Below are 16,659 nucleotides of genomic sequence, written 5' to 3' on the forward strand. Positions count from 1 at the left end.
TCAGGTGCGGCTGCTCTCGTCCCGCAGCCAGGTGGTGAAGTCGCCCGCGCGTACGACCCGGCGGGCCCTGGCCCTGGCCACGAGCGTGACGCCCAGGAAGACGGCCAGGTGCGGCGCCAGCCACGGCTCCCGCAGCGCGATGCGCACCAGGTCGCCCACACCCGTCCGCGCGTCGCCGCCGCCGATCTCCGCGACTGCCGTCACCGCCCGGACGCGCCTGCGCAGCAGGTCCGCGACCGTGCGCGGCGGATGCACCCGCACCCGCGCGCCGCGCACGACCGCCCGCTCCCCGGGGGCGAACGCCAGCGAGGCGGCCAGGTCGTCGCCCATCACCGGGGGCAGCGCCATGACCCGCCTGCCGCCCTCCTCGCCGACCGCGATCACGCCGCGGCCGAACAACCCCTCCCGTACGGCCGGCAGCCGGCTCCAGATCGCGTAGTAGGCGCGCACCGGCCACGGCCGCCCCTCCATCACCAGATCGCGTTCGGGGGCGGCGGCCAGGACACGGTCGAGCGCCTCGCACAGGGCCAGCACGTCGGCCGCGCCGATCTCCACGTCGGCGTCCAGGTAGACGCGCGGGAAGGCCGTGGCGTGCTCGTCGCCCAGGCGCAGCGCCTCCCGTTTGGACGGGACCGGCGTCTCGACCACCCGGGCGCCGAAGGCGGCGGCGACCTCGGCCGTGTCGTCGTCGCATCCGTTGGCGACCACGACGATCTCGAGATCGGCCCCGCCCAGGCCCTTCAGCAGGCGGCCGAGGACGCGGCCCTCGTTGTGGGCCGGGATGACGACGCTGGCTTTCGGCATAGTTCCGAAGTATTCCGCTTTGTGGGGAGCAGGGGATGAACAATCCACAGACCGGTGCGGTACGCATCGCCCCCTCGGCGGATGTGGATCCCAGCGCCACGCTGGGCGAGGGCACGGCGATCTGGCACCTGGCGCAGGTCAGGGAGAAGGCGGTGCTCGGGCGGGGCTGCATCGTGGGCCGTGGCGCCTACGTCGGCACCGGCGTGGTCATCGGCGACAACTGCAAGCTGCAGAACTACGCGCTGGTGTACGAGCCCGCCGTGCTGGAGGACGGGGTGTTCGTCGGCCCGGCCGCGGTGCTCACCAACGACCGCTACCCCCGCTCGGTGGACCCCTCCGGTCAGCTGAAGCGCGGCGACGACTGGCTGGCCGAGGGGGTGAAGGTGCGGACCGGCGCGTCCATCGGCGCGCGGGCCGTCATCGTCGCGGGCCGCGAGATCGGCCGTTACGCCCTGGTGGCCGCCGGCGCGGTGGTCACCCGCGACGTCCCCGCCTTCGCCCTGGTGGCGGGCAACCCGGCGCGGCGCATCGGCTGGGTCGGCCGGGCCGGAGTACGGCTGGCCGAGGCGGGCGAGGGCCGGTGGACCTGCCCGGACACCGGCGAGACCTACCGGGAAACCCCGGACGGCCTGGAACTCCTGGAATGACGGCCAGGCCACTGATGACAGTTCCGTAACGGTTGTCATCCCAGACCACATCCGTCACGTCCAATGAACCGTTCCATCTCGACGCACCATCTGGAGGACGCGTGTACACATCAGCGCGTCTGTTGTTCACCTCCCTCTTAGGCGCACTCTTCGGCGCCGCCTTCACCGTGCTGGGGCTGTCGGCCCCCGCCCAGGCCCAGCACAGTCAAGGCGCGGCTCCCTGCGACCCCGGCAACAACCCCGTCGTCTGCGAGAACTCCAAGACGGGCACGCCGCCCTCGCAGTGGGAACGCAACATCAACGGCGGCGACACCATCGAGGGATTCGCCACCCAGATGAGTGTGAACGTGGGCCAGACCGTCCACTTCAAGATCCGGACGCCCGCGACCTCCTATCGCATCGACATCTACCGGATGGGCTACTACGGCGGCGACGGCGCGCGGAAGATCGCCACGATCTCCCCGTCCGCGTCGCTGCCGCAGACCCAGCCCGACTGCCTGACGCAGGCCGCCACCGGCCTGGTCGACTGCGGCACCTGGGCGGTCTCGGCCAGCTGGGCCGTGCCGTCCACCGCCGTGTCCGGCGTCTACTTCGCCCACCTGACCCGCACCGACGGGGTGGAGGACGACAACCACATCGTCTTCGTGGTCCGCGACGACGCCGGCCACTCCGACATGCTGTTCCAGACCTCCGACACGACCTGGCAGGCCTACAACGACTGGGGCGGCAACAGCTTCTACACCGGCACCAGCCAGGCGGCCTCCAACCGGGCGGTCAAGCTCAGCTACAACCGCCCGTTCGCCAGCCGCGAGAACACGCCGTGGGGGCGTGACTTCGTCTTCGCCAACGAGTACCCGATGATCCGCTGGCTGGAGGCCAACGGCTACGACGTCTCCTACACCAGCGGCGCCGACGTCGACCGCGCCGGTCAGCTGCTGCTCAACCACAAGATCTTCTTATCGGTCGGCCACGACGAGTACTGGTCCAAGCAGCAGCGCGCCAACGTGGAGGCCGCCCGTGGCGCCGGGGTCAACCTGGCCTTCTTCTCCGGCAACGAGGTCTTCTGGAAGACCCGCTGGGAGAACAGCGCCGACGGCAGCGGCACGCCGTACCGGACCCTCGTCACCTACAAGGAGACGCACGCCAACGCCAAGACCGACCCGTCGGCCGAGTGGACGGGCACCTGGCGCGACCCGCGCTTCACCCCGCCCGCCGACGGCGCCGCCCCCGAGAACGCGCTCACCGGCCAGCTGTTCGCCATCAACTGCTGCACGGGCGAGATGAAGGTCCCGGCCGCCGACGGCAAGATGCGCTTCTGGCGGAACACCTCGATCGCGTCGCTGGGGTCCGGCGAGACCGCCACCCTGCCCGACGGCGTCCTCGGCTACGAGTGGGACCTCGACCCCGACAACGGCCACCGCCCCGCCGGTCTGTTCCGCCTGTCCACCACGACGGCGACAGCCGAGAAGAAGCTCAAGGACTGGGGCAACACCTACGTCAGGGAGGAGGCCACCCACCACCTGACCATGTACCGGGCACCCAGCGGCGCCCTGGTCTTCGGGGCGGGCACCGTGCAGTGGTCGTGGGGCCTGGACCCCGAGCACGACGGCGACGGGCCGCAGACCGCCGACGTGCGGATGCAGCAGGCGACCGTCAACCTGTTCGCCGACATGGGCGTCCAGCCGGGCAGCCTCCGGCCCGGCCTGACCGCCGCGACCAAGAGCACCGACACCACCGCGCCGGCCACCACGATCGACTCGCCCGGCGCGGGCGCCGAGCTGGCCAACGGCGCCACGGTCACCGTCAGCGGCACTGCGAGCGACACCGGCGGCAGGGTCGCGGCCGTGGAGGTCTCCACCGACGGCGGCGCCACCTGGCACCCGGCCACCGGCCGTGGCTCGTGGACCTACACCTGGCACGCCACCGGCAACGGCCCGGTGACCATCAAGGCGCGCGCCGTCGACGACAGCGGCAACCTGGAGTCCACCCCGGCCGGCCGCTCGGTGACCGTGAAGTGCCCCTGCACCCTGTTCGGCAGCGGCGAAAAGCCGGAGACCGCCTCGGCAGCCACCAGCCTGCCCCACGAGCTGGGCGTGAAGTTCCGCGCCGCCGTGAACGGCTGGATCACCGGCGTCCGCTTCTACAAGGGCGCGAACAACACCGGCACGCACACCGGCAGCCTGTGGGACGCCTCCGGCAACCGCCTGGCCACCGCCACCTTCACCGGCGAGACCGCCACCGGCTGGCAGACGGTGTCCTTCCCCGTCCCCGTCCCGGTGACGGCCGGGACCACCTACGTGGCCTCCTACTACGCGCCCAACGGCGGGTTCGCCGCCGACAACAACTGGTTCCAGGCGCGTGCCCTGTCCCGCCCGCCGCTGACCGGCCTCAAGGACGGGGCCGACGGGCCCAACGGTGTCTACCGGTACGGCTCCAGCGGCTTCCCCGCCCCGACCTACCAGGGCGCCAACTACTGGGTGGACCCGGTCTTCTCCGACGTCGAGCCGCCGGACACCCGCGCCCCGCTGGTGACGGCCCGCACGCCGTACCCGGGCAGCACCTCGGTCCCGGTGACGGTCAGGCCGTCGCTCACCTTCGACGAGGCCGTCACCCCGTCCTCGCCCGCCGTGCAGCTGACCGTGGACGGCGGCGCGGCCGTGAGCGGCTCGTTCGCCCTCGACGCCGCGGGCAAGGTGCTCACCTTCACCCCGGCGGCGAACCTGGCCCACGGCACGACCTACCGCTTCACCGTGTCCGGCGCCAAGGACGCGGCGGGCAACGCGGCGGCCACCGAGGACTTCACCTTCACCACGGCCAAGGCCACCCCCGAGCCGGGCGTGTGCCCCTGCTCGGTCTGGCCCGACTCGGCCGTGCCCGCCGTCGCGTCGGCGTCCGACACCAAGGCGGTGACGCTGGGCGTGAAGTTCACCGCCGACCAGAGCGGTTCCGTCACAGGCCTGCGCTTCTACAAGGGGCCGGGGAACGACGGGCCGCACGTGGGCGCGTTGTGGACGGCGTCGGGGACGAAGCTGGCGGAGGCGACGTTCGCCGGCGAGTCGACCGCCGGGTGGCAGCAGGTGACGTTCTCCTCGCCGGTGACGATCTCGGCGAACACCACGTATGTGGCGTCCTACCACGCGCCGGTGGGCCGCTACTCCTACACGTGGGGGCAGTTCGGCTCGGCCGGGGTGGCCAACCCGCCGCTGCGGGTGCCGCAGAACGGCGGCCTGTACGCGTACGGCAACGCGGGCACCTTCCCCGCGACCAGCAGCCCCGCCAACTACTGGGTGGACGTCGTCTACAAGGACAACGACGCCGACCCGCCCACGGTCAGCGCGGTCACGCCGCTCGACACCGAGAACAGCGTCCCGGTGACCACCGCTGTCACCGCCACGCTGAGCGAGCCGATCCAGCCGGGCACCGCGCAGTTCACGCTCAGCGGCGGCGTGACCGGCTCGGTGAGCTACGCCTCCGCGACCCGCACGCTGACCTTCACCCCGCCGGCGGCCCTCGCGGCGGGCACGACCTACACGGCGACGATCTCGGGCGCCAAGGACAGCACCGGCAACCAGATGGCGCCGTTCAGCTGGACCTTCACGACCGCCAAGCCGGCCCCCGCGTCCGGCGTGTGCCCGTGCTCGGTCTGGCCCGACAGCGCCGTGCCCGCCGTGCGGACGGCCTCCGACACCAAGGCCGTGGCCCTCGGCGTCAAGTTCACCGCCGACCGCGGCGGCGTCGTGACCGGCGTGCGGTTCTACAAGGGACCGGGCAACACCGGCACGCATGTCGGCGCGTTGTGGACGGCGTCGGGGACGAAGCTGGCGGAGGCGACGTTCGCCGGCGAGTCCGCCGCCGGGTGGCAGCAGGTGACGTTCTCCTCGCCGGTGACGATCTCGGCGAACACCACGTATGTGGCGTCCTACCACGCGCCGGTGGGCCGCTACTCCTACACGTGGGGGCAGTTCGGCTCGGCCGGGGTGAGCAACCCGCCGCTGCGGGTGCCGCAGAACGGCGGCCTGTACGCGTACGGCAACGCGGGCACCTTCCCCGCGACCAGCAGCCCCGCCAACTACTGGGTGGACGTGGTGTTCTCGGCCGTCGACTCGGCCGCACCGCAGGTCGTGTCGGCCAACCCGCTCGACACCGAGAACAGCGTGCCGACGTCCACCACGGTCACGGCCACCTTCGGCGAGGAGCTCCAGCCGGGCACCGCCCAGCTGTCCGTGGCCGGAGTGGCGGGCACGAGCGCCTACGACGCCGCAACGAAGACGATCACCTTCACCCCGGCCTCGGCGCTCGCCCCCGACACCTCCTACACGGCCACCGTCTCGGGCGCGAAGGACACGGCGGGCAACGAGATGGCGCCGGTGACGCTGACGTTCAGGACGGCCAAGCCGGACCCGCAGCCGGGCGTGTGCCCGTGCTCGGTGTGGACCGACGGCTCGCGGCCGGCCGTCCGGGCGGCGGCGAGCACCGACCCCGTCACGCTGGGGATGAGGTTCACCGCTGACCAGAACGGCTCGATCACCGGGCTGCGCTTCTACAAGGGGCCCGGCAACACCGGCACGCACGTGGGCGCGCTGTGGTCGGCCGACGGGGTCAAGCTGGCGGAGGCGACGTTCACCGGCGAAACGGCGGCCGGCTGGCAGGAGGTCACGTTCTCCACGCCTGTTCCGATAACCGCGGGCACCACGTATGTGGCGTCCTACCACGCGCTGGCGGGACGTTTCTCCTACACCTGGGGCCAGCTTTCCTCGCCGTATGACAAGGCGCCGTTGCGCGCCACCGGAGGGGCGTATCTGTCGGGCGCCGACGGATTCCCGTCGACCGATTCGCCGGCCAATTACTGGGTCGACGTCGTCTTTTCGCCATGAAAAAGCGATAAAGGGGAGGAGATTACTCCATGCCGCCCATCGGTATGGCGCTCGTGGGGGCCGGGTATTTCGGCCCGCACCTTTTGCGCAACGCGCAGCAGGTGCCCGAGCTCCACGTGAAAGCCGTCTGCGATCTCAACCTCGACCGGGCCAGGACCGTCATCGGCCGGTACTCCACCATCGAGCCGACGGACTCCTTCGCCCGGATCCTGGACGACCCGGAGATCGAGGCGGTCGCCATCGCCACCCCGGCGGCGACCCACTTCGAGCTGGCCCGCGCCGCGCTGGAGGCGGGCAAGCACGTCCTGGTGGAAAAGCCGATCACCGCCTCGCTGGCCGACGCCGAGAAGCTCGTCCAGCTGGCCGAGGACACCGGACTGACCCTGATGTGCGACCACACGCTCTGCTACACGCCGGTGGTGCAGCGCATCCGCGAGCTGGTCGGCTCGGGCGAGATCGGGGACATCCAGTTCATCGACGCGGTCCGCATCAACCTCGGCCTGGTCCAGCCGGACGTGGACGTCATCTGGGACCTGGCGCCCCACGACCTGTCGGTGTTCGACTTCGTGCTGCCCGACGGCGTCCACCCGGTGGCCGTGGCCGCCCACGGCGCCGACCCCATCGGGGCCGAGCGGGCCTGCGTGGCCTACCTGTCGATCTGGCTGTCCAACGGCGCGCTGGCGCACGTCCACATCAACTGGCTCAGCCCCACGAAGATCCGCACGACGGTGATCGGCGGCTCCCGGCGCACGATCATCTGGGACGACCTCACGCCCGGCCGCCGCCTGTCGGTCTACGACCGCGGCGTCGACCGCATCCCCTCCGCCGAGCTGGACGAGGGCGAGCGCACGCGCGCCCGCGTCGCCTACCGGGACGGCGACATCCACATCCCCGCGCTGCCGGAGACCGAGGCGCTGCGGGGCGTCATGGCCGAGTTCGCCTCGGCCGTCAGGGACGGCCGCCGGGCGCTCACCGACGGGCGCGCGGGCGTTCGCGTCCTGCAGTTGCTCACCGCCGCCGACGAGAGCATGCGCCTCGGCGGCGCCATCGTGAAGCTCCAGGGAAGGACCATATGATCAGGGACAGCCGCTGCCTCGTCACCGGGGGCGCCGGGCTCATCGGCTCGACCATCGTCGACCACCTCGTCGCCGCGGGCGCGGGGGACATCGTGGTGCTCGACGACATGGTCGGCGGCCAGCACGCCAACCTGGCCGCCGCCATGGAATCGGGCCGCGTGCGGCTGGTCGAGGGCGACATCCGCGACCGCGACACCGTCCGCGAGCTGGTCAGGGGCGTCGACTACGTCTTCCACCAGGCCGCCATCCGCATCATCCAGTGCGCGGAGGAGCCGCGCCTGGCGCACGACGTCCTCGTCAACGGCACCTACGAGGTCGTCGAGGCGGCGGCTGAGGCGGGCGTGCGCAAACTGGTGGCCGCCTCCAGCGCCTCGGTGTACGGCCTGGCCCAGTCCTTCCCGACCAGGGAGGACCACCACCCCTACGACAACGACACCATCTACGGCGCGGCCAAGACCTACAACGAGCTGCTGCTGCGCAGCTTCCGCGCCATGCGCGGCCTGCCGTACGTGGCGCTGCGGTACTTCAACGTGTACGGCCCGCGGATGGACACGCGCGGCGTCTACACCGCGGTGTTCATCAAGTGGATGCACCGGATCAACCAGGGACTGCCGCCGGTGATCTTCGGGGACGGCACCCAGACGATGGACTTCGTCTACACCGCCGACATCGCCAAGGCCAACCTGCTGGCGGCCGAGAGCGCCGTGGAGGGCGAGGTGTTCAACGTCGCCAGCGGCGTGGAGACCAGCCTCAGCGAGCTGGCCGAGACGCTGCTGCGGGTCATGGACGCCGAGCACCTGGGCGTCGAGTACGGCCCCGACCGCGGCGTCAACGGCGTGACCCGCCGCCTGGCCGACACCTCGGCCGCCGCCGCCAAGATCGGCTTCAAGGCGGAGGTGTCGCTGGAGGAGGGCCTGCGCGAGGTCGTGAAGTGGTGGAGGTCGCTGTGATCCCGGTGATGCGCCCCTGGCTGGGCCAGGAGGAGGCCGACGCGGCGGCCGCGGCGGTGCTGTCGGGCTGGGTGGCGCAGGGCCCTAGGGTGGCCGAGTTCGAGGAGGCGTTCGCCGAGGCGGTCGGCGTGCCGTACGCCATCGCGGTCTCCTCGTGCACCACCGCGCTGCACCTGTGCCTCATCGCCGCCGACATCGGGCCGGGCGACGAGGTCGTCGTGCCGTCGCTGTCGTTCATCGCCACGGCCAACTCGGTCGTCCACGCGGGGGCGCAGCCGGTGTTCGCCGACGTGGACCCGGCCACGCTCAACCTCACGCCCGAGACCGTCGAGGCGGCCCTCACGCCGCGGACCCGCGCGGTCATCCTGGTCGACCAGTGCGGCATCCCCGCCGACCTGGACGCGGTCCGCGAGCTGTGCGAGCCGCGCGGCATCGAGCTCATCGAGGACGCCGCCTGCGGCGCCGGGGCCACCTACCGGGGCCGGCCGGTGGGGGCGGGAGCCCGGTTCGCCGCCTTCTCCTTCCACCCGCGCAAGGTGCTCACCACGGGCGAGGGCGGCATGGTCACCGTCCACGACGAGAAGGTGGCGGCACGCATCCGGCGGCTGCGCGAGCACGCCATGAGCGTGAGCGCCGCCGACCGGCACCGGTCCGCCCAGCCGGTGCTCGAGGGCTACGACGAGGTCGGCTACAACTACCGGATGACCGACATCCAGGCCGCCGTCGGCCTGGTCCAGCTGCGCAAGCTGCCGGTCATGGTGGCGCGGCGCCGCGAGCTGGCGGCCCGCTACCAGCGCGAGCTGGCCGCCGTCCCCGGCCTGGTGACCGCGACCGATCCGGAGTACGGCACGACCAACTATCAGTCGTTCTGGGTCACGCTCCCCGAGGACCACCCGGTCGGCCGCGACGAGCTGCTGGGTCTGCTGGCCGAGGAGGGCATCTCGGCCCGGCGGGCGCTCAGCGCCGCCCACCTGCAGGGCGCCTACGCGCACCTCGGGGCGTCCCTGCCGGTGACCGAGCGGCTGGCACGAGACTCGGTCACGCTGCCGCTGTACCACGAGCTCACCGAGGACGAGCAGGACCGCGTCATCGCCGTGCTCCTCAAGACATGATCAAGGACGTCATGCGGCGGGCGCTCGTCGCCCGCGAGCGCAGGGCGCGCCGCCTGCCCCGGCTCAGGACGGGCCCGGCGACCGGTCCCGGCCGCCTGTACTTCCTGTGCCCGGACCACGCGGCGCCCAGCGGCGGCGTGCGCATGATCTACCGGTGCGTCGACGCGCTGGCCGCCGAGCAGGTGCCCGCCACGGTGCTGCACCACCGGGCGGGCTTCCGCTGCCGCTGGTTCGCCAACGACACCCCGGTCACCGGCGCGGACCGCGCCACGCTGACGCCCCGCGACGTGCTGGTGGTCCCGGAGATCTACGGCCCGTCCCTGCGCGGGCTGCCCGAGGGGCCGAAGGTCGTGGTGTTCAACCAGAACGCCTACCTGACCTTCCAGCACGTGCCGGGCGGGCGCTCGCCGTACCATCAGGTGCCGGGGCTGCGCGGGTTGCTGGCGGTCTCGCAGGACAACGCCGCCTACCTGCGGTTCGCCTTTCCAGAGCTGCCCGTCACGGTGATCCCGCCGGTCGTCGACCCCGCGGTGTTCTTCCCGGCCGCCGAGCCGCCCGGCCGGCGTGTCGCCTACATGCCGCGCAAGCGGCCCGAGGACGCCGAGCAGCTGTTCGCGATGCTGCGGGCGCGGGGAGCGCTGGACGGCTGGGAGCCGGTGCCCATCCACGCGCGCAGCGAGGCGGAGACGGCCGCGCTGCTGCGGTCCTGCCCGATCTTCGTGTCGCTGAGCCGCCGCGAGGGCTTCGGCCTGCCCCCGGCCGAGGCCATGCTGTCGGGCTGCTACGTCGTCGGCTACACCGGCCTGGCCGGGCGCGAGTTCATGCTGCCCGAGTTCTCCAGGCCCGTCCCCGAGGACGACGTGCTCGCGCTCGCGGTCGCGCTCGCGGACGTCATGGAGCGCTACGCCAAGGACCCCGGCCCGGTGCGCGCGGACGGCCTGCGGGCCGCCGAGCACGTCCGCCGCACCTACGCCCCCGACAGGCAGCGGCGCGAGCTGCTGCGGTACTTCACACCCCTGCTGGAACAGGAGTAGCGACGTGCGTCTCCTCGTCGGACTGCACCACCTGGAGCTCGGCGGCAGCCAGCTCAACGCCCTCGACCTGGCCCTGCGCATGCGGGAGCGGGGCCATGAGGTCGCGCTGTTCGGCACGCACACCGGGGTTCCCGGCCCCATGGCCGACCTGGCCAGGGACAGGGGGCTGGACATCACGCTCGTGCGCCACCCGCTGGAGCGGACCCGGCCCATGCTGCCCTGCCGCCCCAAGGTGGCCTCCGCGATGACCCGGCTGGTGCGCGAGCGCGGCTTCGACCTGGTGCACACCTACGAGTACCCGCTGGCCCTGGACGCCCTGTACGGCCCGCAGGCCCGCCTGGGCACGCCGCTGGTCGCCACCGTCTACACCATGCGGCTGCCGCGCTGGCTGCCCCGGCACGTCACGCTGGTCGCCGCCTACGAGGAGATCGCCGCCAAGGCCCGCGGCTGCGGCCAGCGCTGCCTGCTCATCGAGCCGCCCGTCGACACCGACGCCGACAGCGCCGAAGCCGTCGACGGCGCCGCCTACCGGGCCGAGCTGGGCATCGATCCCGGCGAGGTGGTGGTCGGCATCGTCACCCGGCTGGAGCCGGAGATGAAGGCCGAGGGCGTCTACCGCGCGATAGAGGCGGTCAGGCGGCTGGAGGCCACCTGCCCGATCCGGCTGCTCGTGGTCGGCACCGGCCCTTCGCACGAGGAGATCGCGGCGGCCGCGCAGAAGGTCAACGCCGACCTCGGCCGCCCGGCGGTGCTGGTCACCGGCGCGCTCGGCGACCCGCGGCCCGCCTACGCGGCCAGCGACCTCACGCTGGGCATGGGCGGCTCCGCCGTACGCGGGATGAGCTTCGGCAAGCCGCTCGTCGTCATCGGCACCCGCGGCTTCTCCCGCCCCTTCACCCCCGCCACCGCCGACCACTTCCTGCACGCCGGCTACTACGGCGTGGGCGAGGGCATCCCGGCCGACGACCCGCTGGCCGAGCAGATCCGCGAGCTGGCCGCCGACCCGGCGCGCCGGGCGGAGCTGGGGGCCTGGTCGCGGCGGCTCGTCGTCGACCGGTACAGCCTCCACGCCGCCGCCGGCACTCTGGAGGGCATCTACCGCGACTCCGTGGCCACCCAGCGCAGGAGCCGGGGCGAGCTGGCCCGCACCGCCGTCTACCGCGCGGTGGCCGACATCGTTCCCGACGCGGCCAAGGGCGGGCTGCGCCCGCTGGCCCGGCGCGTGCTCGGGCAGAGCTCGTGACCGGCACGCTGAGCCGCCGCGCCGGGCGCGCGCTGGGCTGGAGCCTGGTCAACATCCTGGTGGCCAAGGTCGGCACGCTGGCCATCGGCATCGCGCTGGCCAGGATCCTGGGACCCGAGGAGTTCGGCGTCTTCGCCGTCGCCATGGTCGCGCTGCTGGCCATGCTGAGCTTCAACGAGCTGGGCGTCAGCCTGGCCATCGTGCGCTGGCCCGGCGATCCCCGCGAGATCGCCCCCACGGTCATGACCTGCGCGACCGTGTCCAGCCTGGTCGTCTACGCCGGGTGCTACCTGGCCGCGCCGTCCTTCGCCGCCGCCATGGGCGCGCCCGAGGCGACCGGAGTGGTGCGGCTGCTGGCCGTCAACGTGATCATCGCGGGGCTCGTCATCACGCCCGTCGCCCTGCTCCAGCGCGAGTTCCGCCAGGACCGCAAGATGCTGGCCGACCAGGTCAACAACTGGCTGGGCGCGTTCGTGTCGATCGGCCTGGCGCTGCTGGACTTCGGCGCGATGAGCCTGGCGGCGGGCCGGCTCGCCGGCGCCGCGGTCTCGGGCGTGCTGTTCTTCGCCTTCGCGCCCATGCGGTTCGGCTTCGACGCGGCCAAGGCCCGCGCGCTCTACGCCTTCGGCCTGCCCCTGGCCGGGTCCAGCATCGTCTTCTTCGCCGTCGCCTACGTCGACCAGATCGTCATCGGGGCCAGCCTGGGCGCTGTCGCGCTCGGCTACTACTCGCTGGCCACCAACCTGTCGCTGTGGCCGCACAGCATCTTCTCCCAGCCCGCCCGCCAGGTCGCCCCCGCCGTGTGGGCCCGGCTCCAGGACGACCCGCCCGCCATGCGCGGCGCCTTCACCGCCCACCTCGGCCTGCTCGCCGCCGTCACCTTCCCTGTGTGCGTGCTGCTCACCGGCACCGCCGAGCCGCTGATCGGCTTCGTGTACGGCCAGGCGTGGCTGCCCGCCGCCGACGCCCTGGTCTGGCTCGGGCTGCTCGTCGCCCTGCGCATCCTGTTCGACCTGGTCTACGACTACTTCATCACGATCGGCAGGACCCGCGTTCTCTTCGCCATCCAGGTGACCTGGCTCGTCTCGCTGGTCCCGGCCATGGCCCTGGGCGTGCGGCTGGGCGGCATCTCCGGCGCGGGAGCCGCCCAGGTCGCGGTGGCCCTGCTCGTCGTCCTGCCGTTCTACGCGGTCCAGCTGCGCCGTACCGGGGTGGACCTGGCGGCGCTGGCCCGGCGGCTGGCCGTCCCGGCGCTGGCGGCGGCGGCCGTCGTGGGGGCCTGCCTGGTCGCGGGCCTGTTCGTCACACCAGACCTGCTCCTGCTCGCGCTGTGCGGGCTGGCCGCCGCGGTCGCGGCGGGCCTGCTCCTGCTCGGCATGCGCGACACCATTCGGGGACTGAAAGGCATGGAGGCCGTTTCATGATCAGTATTTCGAGCGTCTCGCTCCCGCCCGAGACCGAGGAGCTCGTGCTCTCGGTGCTGCGCTCCGGCATGCTCGCGCAGGGACCGCGGGTGGCCGAGCTGGAGGAGGCGTTCGCCCGCCTGTGCGGGGTGCCGCACGCGGTCGCCGTCAACAACGGCACCACGGCGCTGGTGGCCTCCCTGCAGGCGCTGGGGCTCGGGCCGGGCGACGAGGTGATCACCACCCCGTTCAGCTTCGTGGCCACGCTGAACGCCATCCTGGAGGCCGGCGCGACCGTCCGCTTCGCCGACATCCGCGACGACTTCACCGTCGACCCCGACGCCGTGCGCGCCCTCGTCACCGACCGCACCCGCGCCGTCGTCCCCGTCCACCTGTACGGCCTGCCCGCCGACATGGCGGCGCTGGAGGCGCTGGGCCTGCCCATCGTCGAGGACGCCGCCCAGGCCGTCGGGGCGCGCTTCGGCGAGCGGGCCGCCGGGTCCTTCGGCCTGGGCTGCTTCTCGCTGTACGGCACCAAGAACATCACCAGCGGCGAGGGCGGCATGGTCACCACCACCGACGACGCCTTGGCCGACCGGCTGCGCCTGCTGCGCAACCAGGGCATGCGGCGCCGCTACGAGTACGAGCTGCCCGGCCACAACTACCGCATGACCGACCTGCAGGCCGCCGTCGCGCTGCCCCAGATGGCCAGGCTGGAGGAGATCAACGCCCGGCGCGCGTCCAACGCCGGGAAGCTCACCGCGGGGCTGTCGGGCGTGCCCGGCCTGGTGGTGCCCGCCGAGGTGCCGGGCCGTACGCACGTCTGGCACCAGTACACCGTCCGCGTGACGGCCGAGGCCAGGCTCGACAGGGACACCCTGGCCGTACGGCTCGCGCAGGCGGGCATCGGCACCGGCGTCTACTACCCCAGGCTCATGCACGATTACCCGTGCTACCAGGGCCACCCGCTGATCCCCGACACGGGGGACACGCCCATGGCACGCGACGCCGCGAAGGAGGCGCTGTCACTGCCCGTCCACCCGGGCGTGTCGGACTCCGACGTCGACCGGATCGTCGAGACCGTCACGGGCCTCCTGGCGCAGTAGCCGCCACACAGCCGCGCAACAGCCCAGCACGAGGAACGTCAGCCCCGCCACCATCGAGAACGCCAGGGCGTCGAACGTGCCGTAGCTGAAGATCAGCACGAGCATGGCGGCGCCGAACGCCCGGGCCAGGTGCCGCCTGGCCGGGTCGGCGGTGTGGCGGCGGGCGCGGGCGGTCAGCGCGAAGCCCGTGAAGAACAGCCCGACGAAGGCGACCGTGCCGACCAGCCCGACCTCGACCAGGAACACCAGGTAGTGGTTGTCGAACACCCGGTAGAGCTGGGGCAGGAAGGTGCCCAGCCCGCGGCCGAACCACGGGCTCTGCACGAAGAAGCCCAGCGCGTCGCCGTAGTCGTCCGTGCGGGCCACGGTGCTGGAGTCGGTCCCGATGGACAGCACCAGGTTCTTCAGCGTGCCGATGAGGCCGCCCGCCACCACGTGCATGAGGCCCAGGAACACCACCAGCACCGCGTAGGTGATCTGGCGCTCCTTCTTGCTCCACGACGGCAGCAGCATCAGCAGGGTGATGACGCCGCCGAGCACGGCCGAGCGGGAGACGCTCATCATCATGCCGCTGGCGATGACGAAGACGCCCGCCCACCGCCATGCCGCCCGGCCCTTGGGCGCGTGCCGGGCGCCGTGGAGGGCCAGCGGCAGCAGCGTGGCCATCACCACGCCGAACTCGATGGCGTGCAGCGCGGTGGACGTGGGCCGGTTGAACCCGTCGCGGGCGCCGACGGACGCGTAGGCGCCGTTCAGCGTGAGCCCCGGCAGGTTGAGGTACTGGACGATGTCGAAGCCGGTGAAGAACTGCAGGATGCCCACGGCGGCGACCACGACGCCGCAGTTGACCATGCGGCGTCGGATCGCCTCCAGGTCGTGGAGGCTGCTGAGGCTGTCGGCGGCCATGAGCGCGATGCCGAGCCACGAGGCGATGTTGATGAGCGCGACGTCGGCCGCGTTGCGCTCGGCGCCCAGCATGTGCCGGGTCATCGCCGCGGCGTAGCCGGCCAGCACGGCGAACAGCACGAAGCCCAGCATCATCCGCAGCGGCTGGCGCTCCTGGACGACCTGGGAGCGGGGGCTGAGCCAGGCGATCCAGTACCAGCACAGCAGCCCCACGCCCAGCACGCCCGCCAGCGTGCCCGCGCTGCCCAGCGGCCCGATGATGAACCGGGACGGCACCAGCAGCAGCATGACGAGGTAGACGGTGAGCAGGACCCGCGCCGGGGTCCTGACGAGCGTGACGGAGGGGGACTGGATCGGGTCCGCGAGGATCGGCCGGCTCCCGCGCAGCAGGCTCATCGCGACGGCGTCGGCCCGTCGCCGTTGCTGCTCCTGCCGGTCTCCTGCCAGGGGATGGCGAAGGTGACGGTGTCGGCGTCTCCGGCCCGGTCGTCGTGGTCGGCATGGTCGGCGTGGTCGTCGTGGTCGGCACGGCCGGTTTCCTCGTCGTGGTGGGCCGTCTTGAGCGGCGGGCCGGCCACCTTGCGGCCGGCGGGCCGGTCACGCGACGCCTCGTCGTCGAGCACCAGGAGGGCGGCCTCGTCCGTCCACACGTGGATGTCGTCGACCATGCCGTTGAGAGGGCCGTTGAGAGGGTCGTTGAGATGACGGTCGTCGAGGCGGTCCGGCGAGCGGCCGGCGCCGGCCGGCGCGGGCGAAGGCGGCGGCTGCTCCCCCTCCTGCTGGAGGCGGGCGGCGGCCGAGCGCCTGCGCTGCGCCGAGGCCTCCAGGGCGGCGGGCGCGGCGAACGTCAGCACCAGGCCCAGCCCGGCCACGACCACGATGATCCGGATCTTTTCGGTCGGCTTGAGCTCGGGCGACTCGGTGACCGGAATGGTCTTCGTGCGGACGCGGGTCTGCTGGGGCAGGGAGCTCTGCAGCGCGTCGACCTGCTCCGGGATGACCTTCAGCAGGTGGTCGAGGGTCGCCTGCGCCACCTTGGGGTCGTCGCTCTCGCTCATCACGTTGAGCAGCGGGCCCACGCTGTCGGGCGCCAGGGCGACGGTGTACTCGGCTGTCAACCCCTGCGCCGCCATTTTCTCAGCTTGGGACTCACCCATGAGCGTGCGACCGACGATTTCCGCGGTCACCTTGAGCGATGAGTCAAAGTACAGGTAAGGATTGCCGCCGGCTTCCTTCGACAACTGCTGCGAGGACAGGAAGACCACGTTCGCATGGGCCTCGTAGCTCCACGGAAACCAAAGATATGTCGCCGCGGTGCCCGTTATGGTAAAAGTCAACAGGAGGAGAGCGACAAGCCAGCGTCGGCGAACCGCCTGGATAACGCTGAGAAGATCCATGGTGACCTTTCGGGTGCCGACACAGCAAAGCCCAATCCATGAAACAGCATAATCAGGTGGGCGGCTAGGCGTCCGAACGATGACGTCCCCCGGCGGACAATGGGAGG

Annotated in this window: 12 protein-coding genes; 9 read left to right on the forward strand and 3 right to left on the reverse strand. The window is 72.2% G+C overall.

Translation table 11 applies throughout. The features are described from left to right. Complete coding sequence (locus BSB02_RS33085; protein ID WP_084964926.1) at positions 1-804, reverse strand: glycosyltransferase; 804 nt, start codon at positions 802-804, stop codon at positions 1-3. A gap of 35 nt (positions 805-839) precedes the next feature. Between BSB02_RS33085 and BSB02_RS33090 the strand changes: the two genes are divergently transcribed. From BSB02_RS33090 to BSB02_RS33130, 9 genes are all read left to right on the forward strand, one after another. Beyond that, entirely contained in the window at positions 840-1,451 is a 612-nt protein-coding gene (locus tag BSB02_RS33090) for an acyltransferase (protein WP_084964927.1), read from the forward strand. Positions 1,452-1,552: 101 nt separating this feature from the next. Then, a complete protein-coding gene (locus tag BSB02_RS33095; protein WP_143591463.1) occupies positions 1,553-6,325 on the forward strand; it encodes a DUF4082 domain-containing protein in 4,773 nt (1,590 codons plus the stop codon). 29 nt (positions 6,326-6,354) lie between these two features. Continuing rightward, positions 6,355-7,401, forward strand: a complete 1,047-nt coding sequence (locus tag BSB02_RS33100; RefSeq protein ID WP_084964929.1) for a Gfo/Idh/MocA family protein — start codon at positions 6,355-6,357, stop codon at positions 7,399-7,401. Beyond that, positions 7,398-8,351 carry an NAD-dependent epimerase/dehydratase family protein gene (locus BSB02_RS33105; RefSeq protein ID WP_084964930.1) on the forward strand — a complete coding sequence of 318 codons (954 nt, stop codon included), beginning with the start codon at positions 7,398-7,400 and terminating at the stop codon, positions 8,349-8,351. Before BSB02_RS33100 ends, BSB02_RS33105 begins: the two co-directional genes overlap by 4 nt. Further along, a complete protein-coding gene (locus tag BSB02_RS33110) occupies positions 8,336-9,463 on the forward strand; it encodes a DegT/DnrJ/EryC1/StrS family aminotransferase (protein WP_206185022.1) in 1,128 nt (375 codons plus the stop codon). Before BSB02_RS33105 ends, BSB02_RS33110 begins: the two co-directional genes overlap by 16 nt. Then, a complete protein-coding gene (locus BSB02_RS33115; RefSeq protein WP_084964931.1) occupies positions 9,460-10,497 on the forward strand; it encodes a glycosyltransferase family 4 protein in 1,038 nt (345 codons plus the stop codon). The genes BSB02_RS33110 and BSB02_RS33115 overlap by 4 nt, the downstream gene beginning before the upstream one ends. Before the next feature lie 4 nt (positions 10,498-10,501). Then, on the forward strand, positions 10,502-11,740 hold the full coding sequence (locus tag BSB02_RS33120) for a glycosyltransferase family 4 protein (RefSeq protein ID WP_084964932.1): 1,239 nt from the start codon (positions 10,502-10,504) through the stop codon (positions 11,738-11,740). Beyond that, complete coding sequence (locus BSB02_RS33125; RefSeq protein ID WP_084964933.1) at positions 11,737-13,164, forward strand: oligosaccharide flippase family protein; 1,428 nt, start codon at positions 11,737-11,739, stop codon at positions 13,162-13,164. The genes BSB02_RS33120 and BSB02_RS33125 overlap by 4 nt, the downstream gene beginning before the upstream one ends. Then, on the forward strand, positions 13,161-14,249 hold the full coding sequence (locus tag BSB02_RS33130) for a DegT/DnrJ/EryC1/StrS family aminotransferase (protein WP_084964934.1): 1,089 nt from the start codon (positions 13,161-13,163) through the stop codon (positions 14,247-14,249). Before BSB02_RS33125 ends, BSB02_RS33130 begins: the two co-directional genes overlap by 4 nt. Here the strand turns inward: BSB02_RS33130 and BSB02_RS33135 are convergent. Together BSB02_RS33135 and BSB02_RS33140 are read right to left on the reverse strand one after the other, a co-directional pair. After that, positions 14,169-15,551 (reverse strand): O-antigen ligase family protein, encoded by a 1,383-nt coding sequence (locus tag BSB02_RS33135; RefSeq protein WP_084964935.1) that lies wholly within the window; start codon positions 15,549-15,551, stop codon positions 14,169-14,171. The two genes, BSB02_RS33130 and BSB02_RS33135, sit on opposite strands and share 81 nt — an antisense overlap. Beyond that, on the reverse strand, positions 15,548-16,552 hold the full coding sequence (locus BSB02_RS33140; protein WP_143591465.1) for a YveK family protein: 1,005 nt from the start codon (positions 16,550-16,552) through the stop codon (positions 15,548-15,550). The genes BSB02_RS33135 and BSB02_RS33140 overlap by 4 nt, the downstream gene beginning before the upstream one ends. Between the last annotated feature and the right edge of the window lie 107 nt (positions 16,553-16,659).

It is taken from the genome of Thermoactinospora rubra (genome assembly GCF_002093975.1).
In the GTDB taxonomy this organism is placed as follows: Bacteria; Actinomycetota; Actinomycetes; order Streptosporangiales; family Streptosporangiaceae; genus Nonomuraea; species Nonomuraea rubra_A.

Coding starts and splice junctions, on each gene's coding strand:
- BSB02_RS33090 (WP_084964927.1), top strand. CDS start 840: ATGAACAATCCACAGACCGGTGCGGTACGCATCGCCCCCTCGGCGGAT.
- BSB02_RS33085 (WP_084964926.1), bottom strand. CDS start 804: ATGCCGAAAGCCAGCGTCGTCATCCCGGCCCACAACGAGGGCCGCGTC.
- BSB02_RS33130 (WP_084964934.1), top strand. CDS start 13,161: ATGATCAGTATTTCGAGCGTCTCGCTCCCGCCCGAGACCGAGGAGCTC.
- BSB02_RS33105 (WP_084964930.1), top strand. CDS start 7,398: ATGATCAGGGACAGCCGCTGCCTCGTCACCGGGGGCGCCGGGCTCATC.
- BSB02_RS33100 (WP_084964929.1), top strand. CDS start 6,355: ATGCCGCCCATCGGTATGGCGCTCGTGGGGGCCGGGTATTTCGGCCCG.
- BSB02_RS33140 (WP_143591465.1), bottom strand. CDS start 16,552: ATGGATCTTCTCAGCGTTATCCAGGCGGTTCGCCGACGCTGGCTTGTC.
- BSB02_RS33135 (WP_084964935.1), bottom strand. CDS start 15,551: ATGAGCCTGCTGCGCGGGAGCCGGCCGATCCTCGCGGACCCGATCCAG.
- BSB02_RS33115 (WP_084964931.1), top strand. CDS start 9,460: ATGATCAAGGACGTCATGCGGCGGGCGCTCGTCGCCCGCGAGCGCAGG.